The following is a 23,024-nucleotide window of genomic DNA, read 5'->3' as shown; positions in this document are numbered from 1 at the left end:
TTAAGATTCCTCGGCACAACTAAATTTCGCACGTTTTCGCAATGCACCACGCGGTGCTCGCAGGAAGCGGCCCGGCAGCCCGAAGTCACCGTGAAGAGAACCGGTGGCCGGTTCCCACGCTGCCGGCAAATATCAGGCCTGAAGGATCGAGGAGTCACTGCGCCAATTTGTCGACGCAAGTCGGAAATTAGGAGTCGTGCATGCACATCCAAAGCGTCCTGCCCGGACGGCACGGGCCAATGCGGTCTGCCGCGCTGCCTGTTACGGGCAGCCCTGTGACAGGTGCCATTTTCCAAGCTGGCTTTGCGGTACGGGCAACAGATTGTCGCCCGGTCGGATAAGCACGTTTCATGCTTTGCTGCGCGCTCTCTTCGCGCCGCGCTGTACGCATCGGACAAACAAAAAACAGAAAAAGAATCATGGATCGGGAGAAGCCAGAATGCGTCACGTCAGCACCAAGCTATTACATGTCTTCGTCCTGGTGATGGAGTATCGCGACCTCAACGCGGTCGCTGCCTGTACCCAGGGACGCGTGCCCACCGTTGCCTACAGCCTGACGCGCTTGCGTGAAATCACGGGCGATCCGCTGTTCGTCAAGCGCAATGGCATGCTTGAACCGACGCCCCACGCCTTGCGCCTGGAGCAAACCGCGCGCCAGATCCTGGCCAAGTGGAACCAGCTGGTGCGCCCCGGTGAAGCGGGCCTGGGCCAGCGCCGCACGAGCGGCAGACGGATTTCCATCGGCTTCTCGTCCTCGATCGGCGATCCCGTCATTACGGAAATCCTGACCACGCTGTGCGAGCAGTTTCCGCAGGACAGCTTCATCACGCGTCCCGTGATCGCCGATGCGGCGCTGGCCAGCCATCTCGACAGCGGCGAACTGGACTGCGCGTTTGTCGTCGACGGCGGGCACGACCCCGAACGCGTGCTGCAGCAGAACATCATGGCCACGCCGCGCCGCCTGGTCAGCGCCACCCGCGAAGGCAGCTACGACGAAGGCGAAACGGACTGGATCCTGCTGCAGGAAGATTGCGAAGCCGGCAGCCCGCTGCGCACCTTCCTGAGCCGTCAGGCCGGCACACCCGGACACCGCGAGACCGTTGTGCCTTCCTGGCACACGCAGATCACGCTGCTGCACGCCGCCGGTGGCATCTGCCCGGTGCTGGACTTCAACGTGCCGCTGATCACGCGCGAGCGGAAGACGCGGCTGCTGGCACCACCCAGCAGCTTCCCGGAATGGGCCGCCCTCCATTTCTGGGGACCGGAACGCAGCCACGACAAGACGGTGCTGCGCGACATCATGGAAGTCGGCAGCGCGGTGTTGCGCGATCCGCTCAAGTCTATCGACGGCCGCCGCAACGTGCGCCACGCTGCCACGACCGCAGCTGCACTCGCCTGACCCGGACACTGACGCCCGCCGCCATGTAACCGATACTGACACGCATTCGATGCGCCACCAGGCGCTGGCCACCCGCAGGTGCCAGCGCCTTTTTCATTGGCGACACGTCGGTCGGCTGCGCTTTGCGAATTCTCCTAGTTTCGCGCCAGGGCTCTGACAGTATCCTGCGCATGCATCGCAGCGCGCCGGCCGTCTCCCGTTTGGCCCGGTTCGCGGCGATGCATGCAGTTGTCTGGCGACTATTTGTCTGGCGTCGCCATTTCGCCGCACGTCGGCTGACGTGCGGCGTTTTCTTGAGCGCCGGCGCGGCATGACGCGCAGCACGATTAAGGACCGAGGAGACCCGATGGCATTGAGGATCCTGCTTGCCGATGACCATCCGGTAGTCAGCGCGGCCGTTGCCGACCGCCTGCAAACCCAGACCGGATGGGAAATCTGCGGCACCGTGACCAGCGCAACGGCATTGCTGAACAGCGTCGAGACCCTGCGGCCCGATGTCGTCGTCACCGACTACCACATGCCCTCGCAGCAGGAAGGCAGCGGCGACGGGCTGCGCATGCTGGCCGCGCTGCGCCGGCGCCATCCGTCGCTGGCCGTCACCGTGCTGACGATGATCACCAACCCGCTGGTGCTGCGCTCCATCCTCGATACGCAGGTGCATGGCCTGCTGTTGAAAGACGCGCCGCTGTCGGAACTGGTCACGATGGTCAGCCGCATCCAGCGTGGCTTCCGCTACATCGGCAAGTCGGCCATGGAGATCCTGTCCCATGCCGATCCCGGCAACCCGGCGGCAAGCCACGGTGGCGCCGAGCGGCTGTCAGCGCGTGAAATGGAAGTGCTGCGGATGTACCTGGCCGGGCGATCCGTCAGCGAGATCGCGATCCTGCTGTGCCGCAGCGTCAAGACCATCAGCCGCCAGAAGAACTGTGCCATGCAAAAGCTGGGGGTCACCAACGACCGCGAGCTGTTCGAATTCGCGGCCCTCAACGGCATGCTGCTGTCCGGCTGCTGAGGCCCGCCAATAAATGCCCGGCGCCAGCATGAGCCCGGCGCTCAGGCCACGACGTCCGGCTGCTCCAGCCGCGCCAGCGCATGCGCGATGCCGGTCTCCAGCTGCGCCAGCCCGCGCGACAGGTCCTGCATGGTCGATGCCGAGACCTCGGTCAGCACATCCTGCAGGAAGGCGGAGCGCAGCGGCATCAGGCGCGCCACCAGTTGCTGCCCCGCGTGCGACAGCGTGACATGGGTCACGCGGTTGTCGCGCTCCGACGTGGTGCGCTCGACCCAGCCCAGTTCCTGCATGGCCTTGAGCTGGCGCGTCAATGCGCCCGGATCCATGCCAACGCGGTCGGCCAGCGCCCGCTGCGCGATGGCGTCTTCCTGCAGGTGCAGTGCATGCAGGATCCGCCAGCGCGCCAGCGGCAGGCCGATGCACTGCTCGAATGCGCCCGCATACGCGCGGTAAGTGCGTCCGAACTGCTGCAGTACGGCCACGCTTTGTCGCTCCAGTTCCATCCATTCTCCTCAGGGATACACAGGCGCCATCTTAAGCGCAAGCGCCGCCTCTGGCATGCGCGCTTACTCCGCGGCCATCGCCGGCTCGACGGAGCGCACCAGCCTGACCGGCGGCACCCGGTGCGCACACCAGACCCCCACCGCCGCGGCGATCCCGGCCGCCAGCAGGCCAAGGTGGATCGCGCTGACCAGCGACATGCGCGCCTGCTCCAGCAGCAAGGCGCCATTGTGCCCGGCCTGGCCCAGCTCGCCGAGCAGTGCCAGTTGCGAGCCCTTGTCGATCAGCACCTGCGGATCGCCCATGCGCGCTGCCCACTGGCTTGCGCCGGCGGCGGCCATGGCGTGGTCGACGCCGCCGGTATAGCTGCGCGTGACCAGCGTACCCACGATCGCCGTACCGACCATGCCACCCACCATCCGCAACGATTGCAGCATCGCCGTGGCAATGCCAAGGTGCTCGCGCCCGGCGGTCTGCTGCGCGAACACCGTCAGGTTAGGCATGATGAAGCCCAGCCCGAATCCGCCCACCAGCATGATGGCGAGCAGCATCCCATGCGGCATGGCACGCGTGGCCTGTGACAACGCCAGCGTAGCCAGCGCCAGCATGCCGAAGCCGGCATACAGCATCGCATTGGGCCGGCGGATGCGGGTGATGACGCGGCCGTTGACGATGCTGCCGACCGTGATGCAGACCACCAGCGGCGTGATCAGCAACCCCGCTTCCTTCGGCGACAGGCCAAAGCCGCCCTGGAACAGCAATGGCGCGTACAGCAGCAGCGCGAACATGGTGACGCCGGCGAACACCGACAGCTGGAACAGCGGCGCCAGGGCCGGGTTGCGGAACATCTCCACCGGCAGGATCGGGTTGGCGCAGCGCTGCTCCCAGTGCCACAGCGCCACCATCGCGAGGGCCGACAGCACCAGCAGGCCAGAGGTATAGGCATCGAAGCCGCGCCCCGGCAGCAGTTCGACGCTCATCTGCATGGCGCCCAGGCCGACGGCGATCAGCAAGGCCCCGAGCCAGTCCACGCGCACCGGCCCGCTGTGCGCCTGCTGGCGCAGGTGCGGCAGGTAGCGCCAGGCAAACCACAAGCCCAGCACGCCGACCGGCAGGTTGACGTAGAACACCGCGCGCCAGCCGTACCACTCGGTCAGGATGCCGCCAAGCGACGGGCCGATGGCATTGGCGATGCCGAATGCCGCACTCAGCATCACCTGCCAGCGCAGCCGCACATGCGAATCGGGAAACAGGTCGGCAATGCACGCGAAGGCGGTGCCCACCAGCATGCCGCCACCGATGCCCTGCAGCGCCCGCGCCAGCACCAGGAACGGCATGCTGGTCGCAATCCCGCACAGCGCCGACGCGACGGTGAACACCACGATCGACGCCAGCACAAAGGGCTTGCGGCCGTAATAGTCACCCAGCCGGCCGAAGATCGGCACGGTGATGACCGAGGTCAGCAGGTACGCCGTGACCACCCAGGCGTAGTACTCGAATCCTTGCAGTTCCGCCACGACGGTCGGCAGCGCGGTACCGACCACGGTCTGGTCCAGCGCCACCAGCATCACCACGAATGACACGCCCAGCATGGCCAGCAAGGACTTGCGGAATGGCAGGATCTGGCCGGGGGCCTCACCGCTCTGTGGCTGGGGCGTCATGTGATTGCTCGATCAATCGTTGTGATGTCAATGATTATAGGACACACATCGAAGACCGCCAGCCCTCAATGCGCTTATTCCGCGCCGAGATACCAGTGGCGGAACATCTCACGCGCCGGCGCCAGGTAGCTGCCGATGGCCTCCTGCCGGCCATTGGCATACCAGTGGCAATAGCAGCCATGGAATACCGCCAGCAGTGCGCGCGCCGCCTCGGGGGGCAGCGGGCGCTCGGGCGTGCCAAGCGCCTCCACCAGCACCCGTACATGGCCATTCCACCCCTCGCGGATGTGCTCGCGCACGCTCTGCGGCGCATTGCCTGAAAACAGCAGCGCCAGCACGATCCCCTTGGTCTCCGGGTTGCGCGTGAAGTAGTCGGCCACGCGCTCGAACAGTTCATCAATGCGCTGCGACACGGTCAGGCCTTGCAGGTCGGCCGGGTCGAACTGCACCTCGATCTCCTGGAACAGGCTGATCGCGGCTTCTGCGAGCAGCATCTCCTTGCTGCCGAAATGCCACAGCAGGCTGCTCTTGGCCACGCCCGCGTGCGTCGAGACCTGGTCCAGCGTGACTTCGCCATAGCCGTGCTCGGCGATCAGGGCCTTGGTCAGGTCGATGACGCGCTGCCGCGTTTCGAGGCCGCGCCGGTATTTGGTCGTCCCGCCGCGCGACGGCGGTGTTTCCGGTGCGCTGCCGCTGGGGCGTTCGGCGCCCGTGGCACCTTTTTCTGATGAATGCATAGCTGCGTCGGCGCGGGGCCTGGGAAATGTTGAGCGTCGGCCATTTTCCTCTCGGTATTTGCCCTAAAGGCGGCATGCCGTCCTTGACAGCCTACCATCGCCCTACCCAAACTTGAAATTGTACCGACCGTTCAGCACAAATTAAAGGGAATAACCGTCGTGGCGAATACAGGACAATTCGATAGCCCGCTGGCCCTGCTTACAAGGCAGCGGGCAGCCTTCATGGCATCGCCCTTTCCGTCGCTGGCCCAACGCCGAAGCGCATTGCAGCGGCTGCGCCAGGCGATCCGGGGCCACGCCCACCGGCTCGCCGCCGCCGCGGCCCGTGACTTCAGCGCGCGCGCCGATGCCGAGACCCTGATGGTCGACGTGCTGCCGTCGGTGCTGCATATCAACCACCTGCTGCGCGGCCTGCGGCGCTGGATGAAGCCGTCGCGCCGGCACACCGAACTGCTGTTCCTCGGCAACGGCGCGCGCGTGATGTTCCAGCCCAAGGGTGTGGTCGGCATCGTGGTGCCGTGGAATTTCCCGGTCTACCTCGCGCTCGGTCCGCTGGCGACGGCGCTGGCTGCCGGCAACCGCTGCATGGTGAAGACCTCCGAATACGCGCCGCACACCTCGGCCGCGCTGCGCGCCCTGCTGGCCGAAGCCTTCGATGAAGACGAAGTGGCCGTGGTCGAGGGCGATGCCACCGTGGCCCGCACCTTCACCAGCCTGCCGTTCGACCATATCGTCTTCACCGGTTCGCCTGAGGTGGGCCGCCATGTGATGCGGGCCGCCGCCGACAACCTGACGCCCGTGACGCTGGAACTGGGCGGCAAGTCGCCGGCGATCGTGTCGCGCAGCGCGGCGCTGGAAACGGCGGCCACGCGCATTGCCCACGGCAAGACCCTGAACGGCGGCCAGATCTGCGTCGCGCCGGACTACGCGCTGGTGCCGGAGGAACTGGCCACGGATTTCGCCAACGCCGTGATCGCTGCTGCCGCCCGCATGCATCCACAGGGCAGCGACGACTACACCGCGGTCATCCACGACGCCGCGCTGGCACGCCAGCGTGCGCTGCTCGACGATGCCCGTGCGCTGGGCGCGCGGGTCCTCGCGGCCGCGATGCCGGCGGACGGACGGCGCCTGCCCCTGCACGTCGTGCTCGGCGTCACGCCGCAGATGCGCCTGGCGCGCGAGGAAATCTTCGGGCCGATCCTGCCAGTGGTGACCTACCGCACCTTCGACGAGGCCATCGCCTGCGTACAGCGCGGCACGCGGCCGCTGGCGCTTTACTACTTCGGCCATGACAAGGCCGAGACCGGCCCGCTGCTGGAACGCACCCACGCCGGCGGCGTCACGCTAAACGACTGGGGCTGGCACGTAGTCAACCACGACCTGCCCTTTGGCGGCATCGGCACCTCCGGCATGGGCAATTACCACGGCGCCGAAGGTTTTCGCGAGCTGTCGCATGCCAAGGCGGTGTTCACCGAGCGCCGCTGGTTCCCGATCGGGCTGTTCCACCCACCCTATGGCGGCCTGATCCAGCGGCTCGCGCTGCGCCTGTTCCTGGGCACGCCGCATCCGACCGAGGCACCCACGCGCACCGCCGTCGGCACGCAAGCGGCATCGACCGCATCGACCGCATCGACCGCTTCCGCCGCTTCCACCAGCCGCGACTGACCCACCTTCCCTACCCCTGACTGCCATGGAATTCGACTACGTGATCGTAGGCGCCGGATCGGCTGGCTGCGTGCTGGCGAACCGCCTCAGCGCCGACCCCGCCGTGCGCGTCTGCCTGATCGAGGCTGGCCCCACCGACCGCTCCCCGCTGATCCACACGCCGGCCGGCATCATCGGCATCCTGCCCACCCGCCACGTCAACTGGGCCTTCAAGACCGTGCCGCAGCCCGGCCTGGGCGGCCGCCCGGGCTACCAGCCGCGCGGCAAGACGCTGGGCGGCAGCAGCGCCATCAACGCGATGATCTACATCCGCGGCCATCGCACCGACTTTGACGACTGGGCGGCACTGGGCAACGACGGCTGGTCCTACGACGAGGTGCTGCCGTGGTTCCGCCGCTCGGAAGACCACTTCGGGGGCGCCAGCGCCTACCACGGCGCCGGCGGCGAGCTGAGCGTCAGCGCGCTCGACGCGCACCCGGCCACGCACGCCTTCATCGAAGCCGGCCGCGCCGCCGGCCATGCCGTCAACACCGACTTCAACGGCGCCGACCAGGAAGGCGTGGGCCACTACCACGTCACCATCCGCAACGGACGCCGCTGCAGCGCGTCGGTGGCCTTCCTCCACCCGTTGCGCGGCACGCGCGCCAACCTGACCGTGGTGACCGGCGCGCATGCCACCGGGCTGATCCTGCACGGCAATGAGGCCCGGGGCGTGAAGGTACGGATGAAGGGGCGCGAAGTCGAGCTGCTGGCACGCCGCGAGACCATCGTGTCGGCGGGCGCGTTCGGCTCGCCCCAGTTGCTGCTGCTGTCCGGCATCGGCGACGAGCCGGCGCTGCGCCCGCATGGCATTGCCGTGCACCATGCCCTGCCGGGCGTGGGCCAGGGACTGGTTGACCATCCGGACTACATCCTGCCGTACAAGACCCACGACACGTCGCTGATGGGACTGTCGCTGCGTGGCGCGGCCACCATGACCCGCGCCTTCTTCGAATACCGCCGCGGGCGCACCGGCGTGCTGGCCAGCAACTTCGGCGAGGCCGGCGCCTTCCTGCGCACCGACCGCGCGCTGGCCCGTCCCGATGTGCAGCTGCACTGGGTCACCGGCATCGTCGACGACCACAACCGCAAGCAGCATCTTGGCCACGGCATGAGCTGCCACGTCTGCGTGCTGCGCCCGAAGAGCCGCGGCTCGGTGGGGCTGGCCTCCGCCGACCCCATGGCGGCGCCGCGCATCGACCCAAATTTCCTCGGCCACGACGACGACGTCGACACGCTGCTCAAGGGCTACAAGCTGTCGCGTGAAATCATGGCGGCGGCGCCGCTGTCGCGCTACGCCCCGCGCGAGTTGTACGTGAAGAACGTGCGCAGCGACGACGAGCTGATTGCCCTGCTGCGCCGGCGCACCGACAGCATCTACCACCCCGTCAGCACCTGCCGCATGGGCAATGACGAGATGGCCGTGGTCGACCAGCGCCTGCGCGTGCGCGGCATGGAGCGGCTGCGCGTGGTCGATGCCTCGATCATGCCGACGCTGGTCGGCGGCAACACCAATGCCCCGTCGATCATGATCGGCGAGAAGGGCGCGCACATGATCGCGCAAGACTGGCAGTGACGCCTGCCCTGCTGAACCACATAAAGAGCACCACTGGAGTCCCCATGTTTCGCAAGTTCGCCGTGCCCGCCATCTCGATGGCCTGCGCCCTGTTGCTGCTGCCGCCCGCCGTTGCCGCCGAGCCGGCCACCCCGGCCGCCCCGGGCGATGCCACCGCCACCACGCGCCAGGCCAATGCCGAGGTGCTGAAGCGCCTGCCCTTCTCCAATCGCCAGGACTTCGAGGACGCCCGCCGCGGCTTCATCGGCACCCTGGACACCGGCGAGATCCGCGATGCCAGCGGCCGCGTGATCTGGAACCTCGACGCCTACGCCTTCCTGAAGGACGACACCGCCCCGGCATCGGTCAACCCGAGCCTGTGGCGCCAGGCGCAGCTCAACCTGCACCACGGCCTGTTCCGCGTGACCGAGCGCATCTACCAGGTGCGCGGCTTCGACCTGTCCAACATGACGGTGGTGGAAGGCGACACCGGTCTCATCATCATCGACCCGTTGCTCACCGCCGAAACCGCGCGCGCCGCGCTCGACCTGTACTACAAGCACCGTCCGAAGAAACCGGTCGTCGCGGTGATCTACACCCATAGCCATGTCGACCACTTCGGCGGCGTCAAGGGCGTGGTCAGCGAAGACGACGTCAAGGCCGGCCGCGTCAGGATCGTCGCGCCCGAAGGCTTCATGGAAGAGGCCGTCAGCGAAAACATCTACGCCGGCAATGCCATGAGCCGGCGCGCACAGTACATGTACGGCCCGCTATTGCCGAAGGGCCCGCGCGGGCAGGTCGATGCGGGGCTGGGCAAGACGGTGTCGCTCGGCACCGTCACGCTGATCCCGCCCACGGACCTGGTCGGCAAGACCGGCGAGACCCGCACCATCGACGGCGTGCAGATCGAGTTCCAGATGGCGCCCGGCAGCGAGGCGCCGGCCGAAATGCTGATGTACTTCCCGCAGTGGAAGGCCCTGTGCGCGGCCGAGGACGCCACCCACACGCTGCACAACCTCTACACCATCCGCGGCGCGCAGGTGCGCGACGCCAACCAGTGGTGGCGCGCCCTCGACGAGACCGCCGACCGCTACGGCCACCGCACCGAGGTCGTCTTTGCCCAGCACCACTGGCCGATGTGGGGCCAGCAAAACATCCTGGCGTACCTGGGCAAGCAGCGCGACGGCTACAAGTACATCCACGACCAGTCGCTGCGGCTGGCCAACCAGGGGTACACCATGACCGAGATCGCGGAAATGGTGAAGCTGCCGCCGTCGCTGGCCAACCAGTGGGACCTGCGCGACTACTACGGCACCGTCAACCACAATGCCAAGGCGATCTACCAGCGCTATCTCGGCTGGTACAGCGGCAACCCCGCGGACCTGCACCCGCTGCCGCCCGAGCAGTCCGCGCAGCGCTATGTCCGCTTCATGGGCGGCGCGGACAGGGTGCTGGAGCAGGCGCGCGCCTCGTACGCGCAGGGCGACTACCGCTGGGTGGCCGAGGTGGTCAAGCACGTGGTGTTCGCCGATCCGTCGAACCACCCCGCGCGCAAGCTGCTGGCCGACGCGCTCGAGCAGATGGGCTACCAGGCCGAATCCGCCGCCTGGCGCAGTGCCTACCTGGTGGGCGCGTACGAACTGCGCAACGGCGTACCGAAGACACAATCCACGCAGACCGCCAGTCCCGACATGGTCCGCGCGATGACCGACACCATGTTCCTGGACTTCCTCGCCGTGCGCCTGAACAGCGAACGCGCGGCCGGCAAGCAGGTGAAGATCAACTGGGTCCAGCCCGACACCGGCAAGCGCTATGCGCTGTCCGTCGACAACTCGGTCTTCATGTACCGCGCCGAGCGCCAGCACCCCGACGCGCAGGTCACGCTGACCGCGCCGCGGGCCGTGCTGGTCGGCGCGCTGCTAGGCCAGACCACGCTGCAGGCGGCAACGGGCGCCGGACAAGCCAGGATCGACGGCGACCCCGCCGCGTTGCAGACGCTGTTCGGCATGCTCGACAAGTTCGATCCGCAATTCGAGATCGTGGCGCCGTGACGCCCGCCGGCGGCGCTGCAACTTTCCCGCGGCAGGCACTTGTTTTCCTCCGCCGCTGATCAAGGTCCAGTAGCGCTGCGGCCGGACCTCCAGCGCTAGACGTTCAGGCACGTCGCCGGCAAATCCCCGTACAGCGCCATCAGCGCGCTGGCAACGCCGTTGGTCCAGCCGAACCCGTCCTGCAGCGGATACTCGCCGCCTCCGCCACCCCTGGCCCGCGCACCGGTAGCCTCGATGCGGTATTTCTCCACCAGCTTGCATTCCTTGGCATAGACGCCGGCAACGGTGGCTAGCCAGCGCTGCGCGATGTCGCGTGCCAGGCCGTCGTGGCCGTAGCGAGACAGGCCGCGCACGGCGAGCCATTGCAGCGGGGCCCAGCCGTTGGGGTGGTCCCACTGCTGGCCGGAGGTGAGTTCGGTGGTGGCCAGGCCGCCGGAATCCATCAGGCGTGCTGCCACCGCGCGGGCCACGTCGGCGGCCTCTTCCGCGCGGGCAAGACCGAGGTATAGCGGCATCATCGTGGCCGCGGTCAGGCATGGCCGCTGCGATCCGCGGCACCAGTCGTAGTCGACGAAGATGCCGGCGGCGTCATCCCAGAGGTATTGCCGGATGGCGGCTTCGCGCCGGCGCGCGGCAGCGAGGAAGCGATCGGCATCGGCATCGCCGGCCTGGTCGCACAATGCGGCGAGACGCGTTTCCAGGTGCCACAGCAAGGCGTTGAGGTCGACCGGCAGGACCGCGGTGGTGCGGATGGTCGCCAGATCCGCCAGTTGCCCCGCCAGCGGCAGGTCGAGCCAGCGGGAACTGAAGTCCCAGCCCGATTCGGCGGCGGCGCGCAGGTCGCGGAACACCAGGTGGTGCGGGCGGCCGCTGCGCCCGGCGGTCTGCACGTCTTCCAGGAAGGCTTCCTCGCGCGGGCACGGCCGGTCGTCCCAGTAGCGGTTGAGCACTGCGCCGTCGGGCATGCGGAGCGCGCGCCGGTGCGCGCAGCCCGGCCGCAGGGCCTGGGCGCCATCCATCCAGAAGTCGTACTCGCGCCGCAGCTGCGGCAGGAAGTCGCGCGCGCTGGCGACCTGTTCGTGCTCGAGCAGGTCGACCATCAGCGCGAACACCGGCGGCTGCGAGCGGCTCAGGTAGTAGTTGCGCGTGCCGTTGGGCACCAGCCCGTAGGTGTCGATCAGGTAGGCGAAGTTGCGCGCCATTTCCAGCAGCAGGTCGCCGCGCCCGCTCGCGGCCAGCCCGACCATGGTGAAGTAGGAATCCCAGTAGTACAGCTCGCCGAAGCGCCCGCCCGGCACCACGTAGCGATGCGGCAGCGGCAGCAGCGACGACATCGGCGGATGCGCGACCGGCTCGCGCGTCAGCACCGGCCACAGGCCGTCGATGTGTTCGCGCAGCGTGTTGGCCGGGTCGGAGACATAGTGGCTGTCCGGCACCACCGCGCGCGTGAAGTGCGCCTGCACGAAGTCGGCCAGGCAGAAGCCAGGCGCGGCGCGTGTTTCGCGATAGTGCGTGACGATCCATTCGGGGTCGCAGCCGGGAATGCAGTCCGGGAAGGTCTTGCTGTCGGCAAACAGGCCGCTGTGCTGGACGTCGACGAACAGCTCGCCGTAGCGCACGGCCGGCGACAGCGTATCGGCCTGCGGACAGCTCGACAGTGCATGCGGCTGCGGGCATTCGCGATGCGCGGCCAGCGGCGGATGGGCCACCGCGTGGACCTTGGCCGGCGCGGTGACGGCGCCAGGGACTGCGCCGGCGCCATCGGGCGTGGCCGGGTCCGTGCGCGGCACCGTGTAGGCGCCCGCGCTGCCGGCGCGGCGGTCGTCACTGCTGCGCATGGTTCTGCGCAAGCCGCAGCGCGACGGTACGGCCGATGCCGCTGGCGCTACCGGTGACAAACACAAACGCGGCCTTGCCGGACAGTTTCATGGCGCCTCCCTGCGTCGGTGCCGGCAGCCTGGCGCCGCCGGTCCATGACGATAGGAGCCGCCAGGCGCCGCGAAGTTCTCCCGCAGGCGTAGCGGACTTCAGTGCAGTGCAGCGAGGTCGACCACGGTGTCTTCGGCTGCCTGGGCTGCATGGCGCGGCAGGCAGATCCGCACCGCCAGGCCGTGCGGTGCAGCATTGTGCGCCGTGACGGTGCCGCCATGCGCGGCGATCGCAGCCTGTGCGATGCTCAGCCCCAGTCCCGCGCCGGCCGGATGCCCGGCGCCGTTGCGCACGCGGAAAAAGGGCTCGAACAGGCTCGGCAACGCGGCCTCAGGCACGCCCGGGCCGCCGTCGACGATGTCGAGCCGGACCGCGTCCGCATCGGCGGCAAGGGTGACCGTGACCGGCGCCGCCGGATCGGTGTACCGGACGGCGTTGCGCAGGATGTTCTCGATGGCGCTACCCAGCGCCGCGCCATCGGCATCGAACGGCAGCGCCGCCGGCGCCGCCCAATCGATCGCCGCACCGCGTCCCGCCGCCTCGAAGCGTGCATCGGCAACAATCACGTCGACCAGTTCGGTCAGGTCGATGGCGCTGCGCACCGGCTCGACCGCATGCAGGCGTGCCAGCTGCAGCGTGCGTTCGACCAGCGCGTCGAGCCGTTCGGTCTCGCGCTCGATGCGGTCGAACTGCAGCGCCAGCGTAGCGTCGCGGCGCCGCGCCAGTTCCAGCGACAGGCGCAGGCGCCCCAGCGGCGAGCGCAGCTCGTGCGCGATATTGCGCAGCAGTTGCTCGCGCCAGTCCATCAGGCGCTGCAGGCGGCCGGCCATGGCATCGAAGTCGCGCGCGAGCTGGCCCAGTTCGTCGGCGCGGCGGGCCAGTGATGGCGGCGTGCGCGTGGCGAGGTTGCCGGCGGCAAGCGCCTGCGTGGCCTCGCGCAGGCGTCGCGTCGGGCCGGTCACGTGGCGCGTCAGCGCCCAGCACAGCGGCGCCGACACCGCCAGCGCAAACAGGCCGAACGCCAGCGCCACTGGCGACAAGTGCAAGACTTCCCAGCGCGACGAATCGAACGGCAGGAACAGCATCAGCAGCTCGGTGCCCTGCGGGCCGCCCGGCAGCGCGATCGGCTGCGGGTCCCACCACGAGACACGCGCGCCCGGGCGCGGCACATGGCCGTGGTCGGGATGGCCGAGCTGGCCAGCGTGCCACATCGGCACCAGCCGCTCCGACAGGTGGTTGCGCAGCCGAGCCGGCAGCGGCCGGCCCAGCAGCTCGTTGAGGTGGTCGTCGACGATATAGATATTGAGCGCCGACGCATGCGAGTCCATGGCCCTGAGCCAGCGCACGAGGCCCGGCCGGCCGTGCGTGGCGGCGGCCTCTCTTGCGTCTTCGGTCAGTGCGGCGGGGCTCAGGCCATCGAGCGCGTCGAAGCGGTACCACGCCACCGCGGCGGTCAGCGCCATGCCGATGCCGACGATGGCCGCCGCGCCCAGCCAGAACGTCAGGAAGTTGCGCCAGAACAGCGGCAGCGGGAACAGCGCGCGCACGCGGCGCCACGGCGTCATGGCGACTGCACCAGCATGTAGCCGCGGCCGCGCAGGTTGCGGATCAGCAGCGGCGAGGTGGTGCCGTCGATCGCCAGCTTGCGCCGTACCGCGCTGATATGGGTGTCGATGCTGCGGTCGAAGCGCTCGGGCGCGCGGCCCAGCGCGAACTGGCCGATCTCGGCGCGCTCGACCACGCGGCCGGCGGCGCGCAGCAGGATCTCCAGCACGCGCTGCTCGGCACCGGTCAGCATCGCCTGCATCTTGCCGTGCATGGCCACGCCCGTGGCCAGGTTCAGCCGCAGCGTGCCGGCCTGCAGCCAGGTGTCCTGCTCCGGCTGCGCAGCCTCCGCGCCGGTGCGAAAGCGGCGCAGCACCGCGTGCATGCGCGCCTTCAGCTCGCGCGGGCTGAACGGCTTGCTCAGGTAGTCGTCGGCGCCGAGTTCCAGGCCTAGCACGCGGTCGGTTTCGTCACCGTGCGCGGTGAACATGATCACCGGCCGCTGCGAGCGGCTGCGGTGCTGCCTGAGCAGGTCCAGCCCGTTGCCGTCGGGCAGCATCAGGTCGAGCAGCGCCACGTCGTAGTCGTTGCGCGCCAGCAGGACTTCGCCCTGCCCGCGGGTGTGCGCCAGCGTAACCGTGCAGTGATCGGGTTCGAGGTATTCGCGCAGCATCTGCGCGAGCTCGATGTCGTCGTCGATCAGCAGCACGCGCGCGGCGGCGGTGTTGAAGCACATCTGCATCCAGCCTTCCCGGTGCGGCACCGGCTGGTGTTGCTGCCGCGCGCCCCGGGTTCCGTCAAGAAACGTCAAGAAAACAAAAGCTATCCAAAGTGACTGGTAAGCACTTTGGATCCGGAATTCTAATATGAGAATGATTGTTATTTACATGGTACGGGGAAAATAATGAAGGACAGGCAAGCCACCGGGCACAGCGTGGCGGCAAATTCGGCGGCAGGTTCGGCGGCAAATCCGGCGGCAAGTTCGGCGGCAAATCCGGCGGCAACGAGCGCCGGATCGTGGGGCCGGGTCGTGGCGGCGCTTTGCGCGGCTTCCGGCATGACGGGTGCGTGGGCGCAGGCCGAGCAGCCGGGCGCAGACGCCAGGAACCTGCCCACGGTGGTGGTCACCGCCGCCGGCAGTGCGCAGGACATCCGCGACGCGCCCGCGTCGATCAGTGTGGTCACGCGCGATGAACTGGAAAACAAGGCCTACCGCGACCTCAACGACGCGCTGGTGGAAGTGCCCGGCGTCATCATCAGCGGCGGCGGCGATACCACCGACATCAGCCTGCGCGGCATGGGCCCCAAGTACACCCAGATCCTGATCGACGGCAAGCGCCAGAGTTCGCGCGAGACGCGCACCAACTCCGACTCTTCTGGTGTCGAAAGCAGCTGGACCCCACCGCTGTCGGCGATCGAGCGTGTCGAAGTCGTGCGCGGGCCGATGTCGTCGCTGTATGGCTCGGATGCCATGGGCGGCGTGATCAACATCATCACCCGCAAGGTGCCCAGGCAATGGACCGGCGAGCTGCGCGGCGACGCCACGCTGCAGCAGCACAGCGACTCCGGCAACATCTACCAGGGCAACTTCTACCTGGCCGGCCCGCTCAAGAACGACCTGCTTGGCCTGCAGCTGTACGGCCAGAGCTACCACCGCCAGGAAGACGACATCGACTACGGCTTCCGTGGCCGCCGCGCCGAGAGCCTGACCGCCAGGCTGGCGCTCACGCCCACGCGCAACCACGACATCGTGCTGGAAGCCACCACCATGCGCCAGCTGCGCAGCGAGACCGTGGGCAAGACCGTGCCTGCGCTCGCGCCCGGCGTCAGCTGTCCGCGTACCGGCTGCCCGGCCTCGTCCGAAACCGACTACCGCAGCGAGAAGTTCGCGCTGTCGCATACCGGCCGCTGGGGCTTCGGCGTCTCCAACAGCTATATCCAGCAGGAGGAGTTCGATAACCGCAGCCGCCAGATGAAGATCAAGAACCTGGACCTGCGCACCAGCTGGGCCATGCCGCTGGGCAATCACATGCTGTCGGTCGGCGCCGAGTACCTGAGCCAGCGCCTGCATGACCAGACCGGCAACCAGATCGCCAACGGCCCGGACAAGGTCGAGCGCTACCAGTGGGCGCTCTTCGCCGAGGACGAATGGCGCCTGGCGCAGAGCTTCGCGCTGACCGGCGGCGTGCGCATGGACTATGACGAGAACTTCGGCCAGCACTACAGCCCGCGCCTGTACGGCGTATGGCAGCCGGCCGAGCGCTGGACCGTCAAGGGCGGCGTCTCCACCGGCTTCCGCGCGCCGGACCTGCGCCAGACCGTGGCCGGCTGGGGCCAGACCAGCCGCGGCGGCAACATGTACGGCAATCCGGACCTGAAGCCCGAGACCATGCTGTCGCAGGAACTCGGCCTGCTGTATGACCAGGGCAATGGCCTGCAGGCCGGCGTGACGCTGTTCAACAACGACTTCAAGGACAAGATCACGCGCGTCGCCTGCCCGATCACGCAGTGCACCGATGGTGCCAACCAGTTCGGCGCCAGCCCGACCACGTACATGAACGTGGACAGCGCCTACTCGCGCGGCGTTGAAGCCAGCCTGCGCTGGCCGCTCGCGCGCACCTTGTCGCTGACCGGCAGCTATACGTACACCAAGTCGGAACAGAAGAGCGGCCAGTACGCGGGCCAGCCGCTGAACCAGTTGCCGATGCACCTGTTCGTCGCCACGCTGAACTGGCGCCCGACCGAGAAGCTAAACGGCTGGGCCCGCGTCAACTATCGCGGCAAGGAAAGCCAGCCTATCACCGGCCCGTCGTCCAGCACCGTGGTGGCGCCCTCGTACGCGTTCGTCGACCTTGGCGCGACTTACGCGGTTACCAGGAACGTGTCGGTGTTTGCCGGCATCTACAACCTCTTCGACAAGCAGGTGAACTACACCGACTACGGCTATGTCGAGGACGGCCGGCGCTACTGGATGAGCGTGTCGGTCAAGTTCTGATCCTTTCGGCTTGCCAACCCGCCCGGTGGTCCTTGCAGGCAGGCCATCGGGCGCTATCCATTCAACGAGGAGCTCTCATGACCCCATTCCAACCCGGCAGGCGCCGACTGGTCGCCGCCGGCGCCGCGGTCCTGCTCTCAACGGCGCTGCCCGCCCTGCCCGCGCGGGCGCTGCCGGTGAAGCATGCCAAGGGCACCACCGAAGTGCCCGACCATCCCTCGCGCATCGCCGTCTTCGACCTGGCCACGCTCGACACGCTGCGCGTGCTGCAGGTCCCGGTCGCCGGCGTGCCCGAAGGCAAGTTCCCCGGCAAGCTGGCGATGTACCAGGATGCACGCTACGCCCGGCTGGGCCCGGCAAGCGAGCCAGACCTGGCGGCGATCCGCGCGCTGGCACCGCAGCTGATCGTGGTCGGCGGCCGCTCCGCCGCCAGGTACGACACGCTGGCGCAGCTGGCACCGACGCTCGACCTGTCGCCCGGCCGCGACGACCTTGTCGGCAGCGTGGCCGCGCACGCGGAACTGCTGGGCCGACTGACGGGGCGTGCAGCGCAGGCCGCGCAGCAGGCCTTGGCCTTGCGCGCCGCGGTGACTCAACTGCAAGCCCTTGCGGCAAATGCTGGCACCGGACTGGTGCTCCTGACCACCGGGGGCAAGCTCAGCGCGCAACCGCCCGGCACGCGCTTCGGCGTCATCCATCAGGCCTTTGGTATCCGCCCCGCCATCGCCACCTTGACGGAGGAAGGCGCGCGCGGGCTGCCCGTGACGCCGGAAGACATCCGCAAGGTCGACCCCGACTGGCTCCTCGTCATCGACCGCGACGCCGCCATCGGCCGCGAGGGGCCGGGCGCGCGTGAATTGCTTGACGTTGCGCCGATGCATGGCGCCAAGGCCTGGCAGCGTGGGCAGGTGGTTTATCTCGATCCGGCGAACTGGTATTTGCTGGGCGGTGCGGGGTTGGGGGCGATGCAGGATAACGTCAGGCAGCTGGCAAGAGCGTTTGGAAAGGCGAGCTGAGGACGATAGCGGGGCATGTCATTCCCCGCGTTACGACGCCCTAGCACAAGCCGCCCTTCACACCTCCTTCTCCCCATGCCTGACCGGCAACGCCGGCGCCGCCTCCTGCACCCCGAGCTGCATGAAGATCCACGCCGACGCGCAGGTAATCAGCCCCATGCAGGCAAAGGTGGCATGAAACGCCGGCAACACCGCGGCCGTATCCCCGCCAAACCGGTGCTGGAACGTCGCCAGCAACGCCCCCGCCGATGTCACCGCCAGACTCATCGACAGCATCTGCACCATCGACAGCATGCTGTTGCCGCTGCTGGCGCCGGCGCCGCTCAGGTCCTTGAGCGTCACGGTATTCATCGCCGTGAACTGGATCGAATTGACCATGCCGAACACAGCCAGCAGCGGGATCAGCAGCCACAACGGCAGCTGCGGCGTGATCAGCGCGAAGGCGGCCATCACCAGCCCGACCACGAAGGTATTGGAGACCAGCACGCGGCGGTAGCCGTGGCGCTGGATCAGGCGGGTGGCGAGCCGCTTGGAGGCCATGCCGGCGGCGGTGACCGGCAGCATCATCAGGCCGGCGTCGAATGGTGAGTAACCCAGGCTGACCTGCAGCGTCAGCGGGATCAGGAACGGCATCGAGCCATTGCCGATGCGTGCGAACAGATTGCCCAGCAGGCCGACGCTGAAGCTGTGGATGCGGAACAGGCGCAGCGGGAACAGCGGCTGCTTGCGGCGGTTGGCGTGCAGGCCGTAGGCCGTCAGCGCGGCCATGCTGGCGATCAGCAGCATCAGCACCGTGGCGTGCTGGAAGCCCAGGCCTGCCAGGCCGTCGAGCGAGAAGGACAGCGCCAGCATGGCGGTGGCCAGCAGCAGGTAGCCAGCGATGTCAAAGCGGCCCATGCCGGACAGCCTGGCGTTGGGCATATAGCGGATCGTGGCAAGCGCGCCCAGCAGGCCGACCGGCACGTTGATCAGGAAGATCCAGTGCCACGACAGCGCCTGCGTCAGCCAGCCGCCCAGCGTGGGGCCGATCAGCGGGCCAATCATGCCGGGGATGGCGACGAAGCTTAGCGCCTGCAGGTACTGTTCGCGCGGGAAGGTGCGCAGCACCGAGAGCCGTCCGACCGGCAGCAGCATGGCGCCCCCCACGCCCTGCACCACCCGCGCGCCGACCAGGAAATTGAGTGTCGGCGCATAGGCGCACAGCAGCGAGCCGGCCACGAACAGGCCGATCGCGGCCTGGAAGATGGTGCGCGTGCCGAAACGGTCGGCGAGCCAGCCCGAGGCCGGGATGATCACCGCCATGGTCAGCGAGTAGGCGATCACCACGGACTGCATCCGCAGCGGACTCTCGCCCAGGCTGCGCGCCATCGACGGCAAGGCGGTGTTGACGATGGTCGAGTCCAGCGTCTGCATGAAGAAGCCGACCGCCACGACCCACAGCATGATGCGGCGGGTGCGGTCATCCGGCGGCGGCACGACGGGAAGGTCCGGCAGGGGCGCGGTCATGTTCGCAAGCTCCGGTCTGGCCGGCTGCCGGCCTGTATCGACCGGAAGGAAGGCACAGGCGGCGCGGCCAAAGCCAACACCTTAAAGGGCAATGGCGCAACAGGCAATCAGCGAGATTGGGCGCAACCGCCGCCGCACACCGCGGCTACAAGGCCGCGCGCAGGCCGACGAAGAAGCGCCGGCCCGGTGCCGGCTCGAAGTAACGCCCGTTGGCCTCGTTGACGATCACCGAGCCGATGTAGCGCCGGTCGGTCACGTTGTCGATGCGGCCGAACAGGTAGACGCGGGTCGGGCCGACGCGGAACTCGTAACCGGCGCGCAGGTTGAAGACCGCGTAGCCTGGCGCGGCCTGGGTGTTGAGGTCGTCGGCATAGACGCGGCTGTCGACGCGCATCTCCGCGCCGAGCGTAAGCGGCGCCAGCGGCCGCCAGGCCAGGTCGGCGCCGACGCTGTGGCGCGCGGTGCCGGGCAGCCGGTTGCCCGCGGCCACGGTCTGGCCTTGCGCGTTGACGAAGGCCTCGCCGAAATAGGCATCGAGCCAGGTATAGGCCAGCCCGGCCTCGATGCGGCTGCCGCCGCCCTGCCCCTGCGCGCCCACCTGCCCCAGGAAGCCGCCGCGCCAGCCCAGCTCGAAGCCGCGCCGGCGCACCCCGTTGACGTTCTGGTAGACGGTGCGGCCGGCGTTGTTCGATTGCGGCACCACTTCGTCGTGGCTGTCGGCGTCGAACAGCGCCGCTTCCAGCCGCTGCCCGTCGGCCTGCCACTTGATGCCGATCTCGCCCTGGCGGCTGGTCGAGGCGCGCAGGCCGAGGTTGCTGCCGACCCCGCCGGGGCCGTAGGCGACCTCGGTCAGCGTCGGCGTCTCGAAGCCGCGGCCGAGGTTGGCATAGACGTTCAGGCTATCGAGCGCATGCCACACCAGCCCGAGCACCGGGCTCACGTTGCTGTAGGTGGCGGTGCCGCTGTCGTCCGGGCTGGCCGCGGTGATGAAATGGTCATCGATGCCCAGCCGCACGCGGCTGGCGCGCACGCCGCCGACCACTTGCCAGGCGGGATGGAACGTCCAGTCGACCTGCGCGAAGGCGCCGAGGTCGGTCGCGGTATTGGTCTCGTCGCGCCGCAGCGCGCCCTGGGTGCCGTCCTGGTTAACGTAGCCGTTGCGCCCGTCGCGCATGCCGTTGGCCTCTACCCCGGCGGTCCACAGCAAAGGCAGGCCGTTGGCGGTGGTGCGCCGGCTCCAGGACAGCGCGCCGCCGCCAAAGGTGCGATCCAGGTCGACGATGCCGCCGGCTGACGTCGGCGCGGCGCCGCTGAACCCGAGCCGCTGGTACAGGTTGCGGGTCCCGCCGTAGAGACGCCCGGAGACGCTGTCGATGTCGGTCAGCTGGTGCTCGATCACCACGCCCGCCTGCGCCTGCTCGACATTCTTGCCAGTATCGAACTGGGTCGCCGCCGGCACCGCCTGGCGCGGGTTGGCGTCGGCCTGCGCACGCGTCAGCCCGAGCGGGTCCTGCGCCAGCGGCTGGTTGAAGTAGTTGAACTGGCCGCTCACGCGCGTGCCGCTTGCCGGCTGTGCCACCACGCGCGCATTGAGCTGGTAGCGGCGCGCCGCCGAGTGGTCGCGGTAGCCGTCGGTCTGGTAAGTCCAGGCATCGAGCGAGCCGCCCAGGCGCTCGTTGCCACCGGCCAGCGCCACGCCAGCCTGCCACTGGCCGTCCGAGCCGAAACCGGTCGACGCGCGCGCAGTGAAGCCGTCCCTGGGTGGATCGGGCGTGAACACCTGCACCACACCGCCGGAGGCATTTCCGTACATCTGTGCAAACGGGCCGCGCAGCACCTCGACGCGGCCGGCGTTGGCCAGGTCGGCGGTGGAAGCCTGCCCCTGCCCGTCAGGCATGGTCGCGGGGATGCCGTCGACGTAGAGCCGCACGCCGCGCACGCCAAACGTCGAGCGCGTGCCGAAGCCGCGCACCGCCAGCTGCAGGTCCTGCGAATAGTTCTGCCGGTCGCGCACGGCCACGCCCGGGACCCCGGCCAGCACTTCCGACAGGTTCACCAGCGGCGTGGCGCTGCGCAGCGGATCGACCGGCACGCTGTCCACCGCGGCGGGCGCATCGAAGCGGCGCTGCTCGCTGCGGGTGGCGCTGACCACGACGTCGGGGAGGGTTTCGCCAGTGGCGGCGGCTACCGCACTGTCCGGCGCATCGGCGGCGCGTACCCCGGCGCATGTGAGCAGCAAGGCGGCCAACGCCAGCGCCCTGGGCACCGGCACAGCGGCGCAAGGACGGCGCTGAAGCCTGGCCGACAAAGGTTGCGTGCCGCCTGGTCTCATGGTTGTCGGGGGGCGCAGGGCACGGGTGTAGGTGCCGCAACTTTATCGCGTCCCGGGGTGCATTTCCATGGCAGCCACTGCGGGGAAAACCCGGTGTACCGGTGCCCGGGCGATCGCGCGGCAGGAGCGCGAACGCTTGTTCATAAATTTTCAACGACTTGTTTCACGAACGGCCCCTCGAGGGTCCGGCGGCCTGCCTAAACTCTCTTCACCGGCCGATGCAAGCCAACGCACAAAGCAAAACCCGCTACAGCGCAACGCAGCAAACGGTCATTCAGATTTTTAAAATCAAGGGACTAGACACCATGCATACCCAATCCACCCGCGTCGCCATCGTCTACCACAGCGGCTACGGCCACACCGCCAGGCAGGCCCAGGCCGTCGCCCGCGGCGCCGGCAGCGTGGCGGGCGCCGAAAGCCTGCTGATTCCGGTGGAAGACATCGACCAGCATTGGGACACGCTGGAGCAGGTCGATGCCATCATCTTCGGCGCGCCGACCTACATGGGCAGCGCCTCGGCGCAGTTCAAGGGCTTCATGGACGCCACCTCGCGCAATGTCTTCGCCAAGGGCGGCAAGTGGGCCAACAAGGTCGCGGCCGGTTTCACCAACGCCGCTTCGCGTTCGGGCGACAAGCTGGCCACGCTGCAGCAGATGGCGATCTTCGCGGCGCAGCACGGCATGCATTGGGTCAACCTGGGCCTGCCGCCGGGACACAACAACTCCAAGTCGACCGAAGACTCGCTGAACCGCCACGGCTTCTTCCTGGGCGCCGCCGCGCAGTCCAACGCCGATGAAAGCGCCGACGTGGTGCCGCCGCTGGCAGACCTGCGCACCGCCGAGCACCTTGGTGCGCGCGTGGCCGAAGTGGCGCAGCAACTGGTCGCAGGCCGGCGCGCGCTGGCGGAGCTGAAGCAGGCCGCCTGAGCTTTCTCCACGCCCTGCGCGTGAACTGCCTGCCGGCCCTTCGGGGCCGGTTTGCATTTCTGGAAGCCGTGCGCTGCGCCAGCCGGAATGCCCCGACCACCAACATGGCTTTGCGCCCGCGCAAGCGCCGTCCCCCGCCGGCCAGGTGCCGGTCA

General features: G+C 68.5%; 17 protein-coding genes. 8 read left to right on the top strand and 9 right to left on the bottom strand.

What is annotated here, in order from left to right; all coding sequences use genetic code 11:
• Window positions 1–439: 439 nt before the first annotated feature.
• Together LPA45_RS28725 and LPA45_RS28720 are read left to right on the top strand one after the other, a co-directional pair.
• The gene (locus tag LPA45_RS28725; RefSeq protein ID WP_116319452.1) at window positions 440–1,399 is read left to right on the top strand and encodes a LysR family transcriptional regulator; all 960 of its coding nucleotides are present in this window, start codon (window positions 440–442) and stop codon (window positions 1,397–1,399) included.
• A 346-nt stretch (window positions 1,400–1,745) separates the two neighbouring features.
• Entirely contained in the window at window positions 1,746–2,411 is a 666-nt protein-coding gene (locus tag LPA45_RS28720) for a response regulator (RefSeq protein WP_116319451.1), read from the top strand.
• Between the two features lie 41 nt (window positions 2,412–2,452).
• On the opposite strand, the gene LPA45_RS28715 is transcribed toward LPA45_RS28720, so the two are convergent.
• The 3 genes from LPA45_RS28715 to LPA45_RS28705 all read right to left on the bottom strand — a co-directional run bounded on the left by LPA45_RS28715 (window position 2,453) and on the right by LPA45_RS28705 (window position 5,310).
• Window positions 2,453–2,914, bottom strand: a complete 462-nt coding sequence (locus tag LPA45_RS28715) for a MarR family winged helix-turn-helix transcriptional regulator (RefSeq protein ID WP_116319450.1) — start codon at window positions 2,912–2,914, stop codon at window positions 2,453–2,455.
• 63 nt (window positions 2,915–2,977) lie between these two features.
• On the bottom strand, window positions 2,978–4,573 hold the full coding sequence (locus tag LPA45_RS28710; RefSeq protein WP_116319449.1) for an MFS transporter: 1,596 nt from the start codon (window positions 4,571–4,573) through the stop codon (window positions 2,978–2,980).
• Window positions 4,574–4,647: 74 nt separating this feature from the next.
• Window positions 4,648–5,310, bottom strand: coding sequence for a TetR/AcrR family transcriptional regulator (locus LPA45_RS28705; protein WP_116319448.1), 663 nt, complete (start codon window positions 5,308–5,310; stop codon window positions 4,648–4,650).
• A gap of 222 nt (window positions 5,311–5,532) precedes the next feature.
• Here LPA45_RS28705 and LPA45_RS28700 point away from each other — a divergent pair, with 222 nt between their 5' ends.
• The 3 genes from LPA45_RS28700 to LPA45_RS28690 are packed head-to-tail and all read left to right on the top strand — an operon-like array spanning window position 5,533 to window position 10,620.
• Complete coding sequence (locus LPA45_RS28700) at window positions 5,533–6,975, top strand: coniferyl aldehyde dehydrogenase (RefSeq protein WP_116319447.1); 1,443 nt, start codon at window positions 5,533–5,535, stop codon at window positions 6,973–6,975.
• A 25-nt stretch (window positions 6,976–7,000) separates the two neighbouring features.
• Window positions 7,001–8,590 (top strand): GMC family oxidoreductase, encoded by a 1,590-nt coding sequence (locus LPA45_RS28695; protein ID WP_116319446.1) that lies wholly within the window; start codon window positions 7,001–7,003, stop codon window positions 8,588–8,590.
• Window positions 8,591–8,634: 44 nt separating this feature from the next.
• A complete protein-coding gene (locus LPA45_RS28690; protein WP_116319445.1) occupies window positions 8,635–10,620 on the top strand; it encodes an alkyl/aryl-sulfatase in 1,986 nt (661 codons plus the stop codon).
• 95 nt (window positions 10,621–10,715) lie between these two features.
• Here the strand turns inward: LPA45_RS28690 and treF are convergent, their stop codons facing one another.
• The 4 genes from treF to LPA45_RS28670 form a co-directional block, all read right to left on the bottom strand.
• On the bottom strand, window positions 10,716–12,458 hold the full coding sequence (gene treF, locus LPA45_RS28685; RefSeq protein WP_116319444.1) for an alpha,alpha-trehalase TreF: 1,743 nt from the start codon (window positions 12,456–12,458) through the stop codon (window positions 10,716–10,718).
• 189 nt (window positions 12,459–12,647) lie between these two features.
• Window positions 12,648–14,114: an ATP-binding protein gene (locus tag LPA45_RS28680; protein ID WP_317922728.1), complete on the bottom strand. Its 1,467-nt coding sequence runs from the start codon at window positions 14,112–14,114 to the stop codon at window positions 12,648–12,650.
• On the bottom strand, window positions 14,111–14,836 hold the full coding sequence (locus LPA45_RS28675) for a response regulator transcription factor (protein ID WP_116319442.1): 726 nt from the start codon (window positions 14,834–14,836) through the stop codon (window positions 14,111–14,113). Before LPA45_RS28675 ends, LPA45_RS28680 begins: the two co-directional genes overlap by 4 nt.
• A gap of 137 nt (window positions 14,837–14,973) precedes the next feature.
• Entirely contained in the window at window positions 14,974–15,153 is a 180-nt protein-coding gene (locus LPA45_RS28670) for a hypothetical protein (RefSeq protein WP_233528119.1), read from the bottom strand.
• Between LPA45_RS28670 and LPA45_RS28665 the strand changes: the two genes are divergently transcribed.
• Window positions 15,152–17,089, top strand: coding sequence for a ligand-gated channel protein (locus LPA45_RS28665; RefSeq protein ID WP_233528118.1), 1,938 nt, complete (start codon window positions 15,152–15,154; stop codon window positions 17,087–17,089). The genes LPA45_RS28670 and LPA45_RS28665 overlap by 2 nt on opposite strands.
• Window positions 17,090–17,166: 77 nt before the next feature.
• On the top strand, window positions 17,167–18,105 hold the full coding sequence (locus LPA45_RS28660; protein ID WP_116319440.1) for a siderophore ABC transporter substrate-binding protein: 939 nt from the start codon (window positions 17,167–17,169) through the stop codon (window positions 18,103–18,105).
• Between the two features lie 57 nt (window positions 18,106–18,162).
• Here the strand turns inward: LPA45_RS28660 and mdtD are convergent, their stop codons facing one another.
• Together mdtD and LPA45_RS28650 are read right to left on the bottom strand one after the other, a co-directional pair.
• Window positions 18,163–19,611: a multidrug transporter subunit MdtD gene (gene mdtD, locus LPA45_RS28655; RefSeq protein ID WP_233528117.1), complete on the bottom strand. Its 1,449-nt coding sequence runs from the start codon at window positions 19,609–19,611 to the stop codon at window positions 18,163–18,165.
• 145 nt (window positions 19,612–19,756) lie between these two features.
• Window positions 19,757–21,943 carry a TonB-dependent receptor gene (locus LPA45_RS28650; RefSeq protein ID WP_116319439.1) on the bottom strand — a complete coding sequence of 729 codons (2,187 nt, stop codon included), beginning with the start codon at window positions 21,941–21,943 and terminating at the stop codon, window positions 19,757–19,759.
• Between the two features lie 305 nt (window positions 21,944–22,248).
• Between LPA45_RS28650 and LPA45_RS28645 the strand changes: the two genes are divergently transcribed.
• Window positions 22,249–22,869 (top strand): flavodoxin family protein, encoded by a 621-nt coding sequence (locus tag LPA45_RS28645; RefSeq protein ID WP_116319438.1) that lies wholly within the window; start codon window positions 22,249–22,251, stop codon window positions 22,867–22,869.
• Window positions 22,870–23,024: the final 155 nt, after the last annotated feature.

The sequence above is a fragment of the Cupriavidus sp. Agwp_2 genome (assembly GCF_040784895.1).
GTDB lineage: Bacteria > Pseudomonadota > Gammaproteobacteria > Burkholderiales > Burkholderiaceae > Cupriavidus.
The sequence above is the reverse complement of the archived record's forward strand: the minus strand, read 5'-3'. Positions and strand labels throughout refer to the sequence as shown.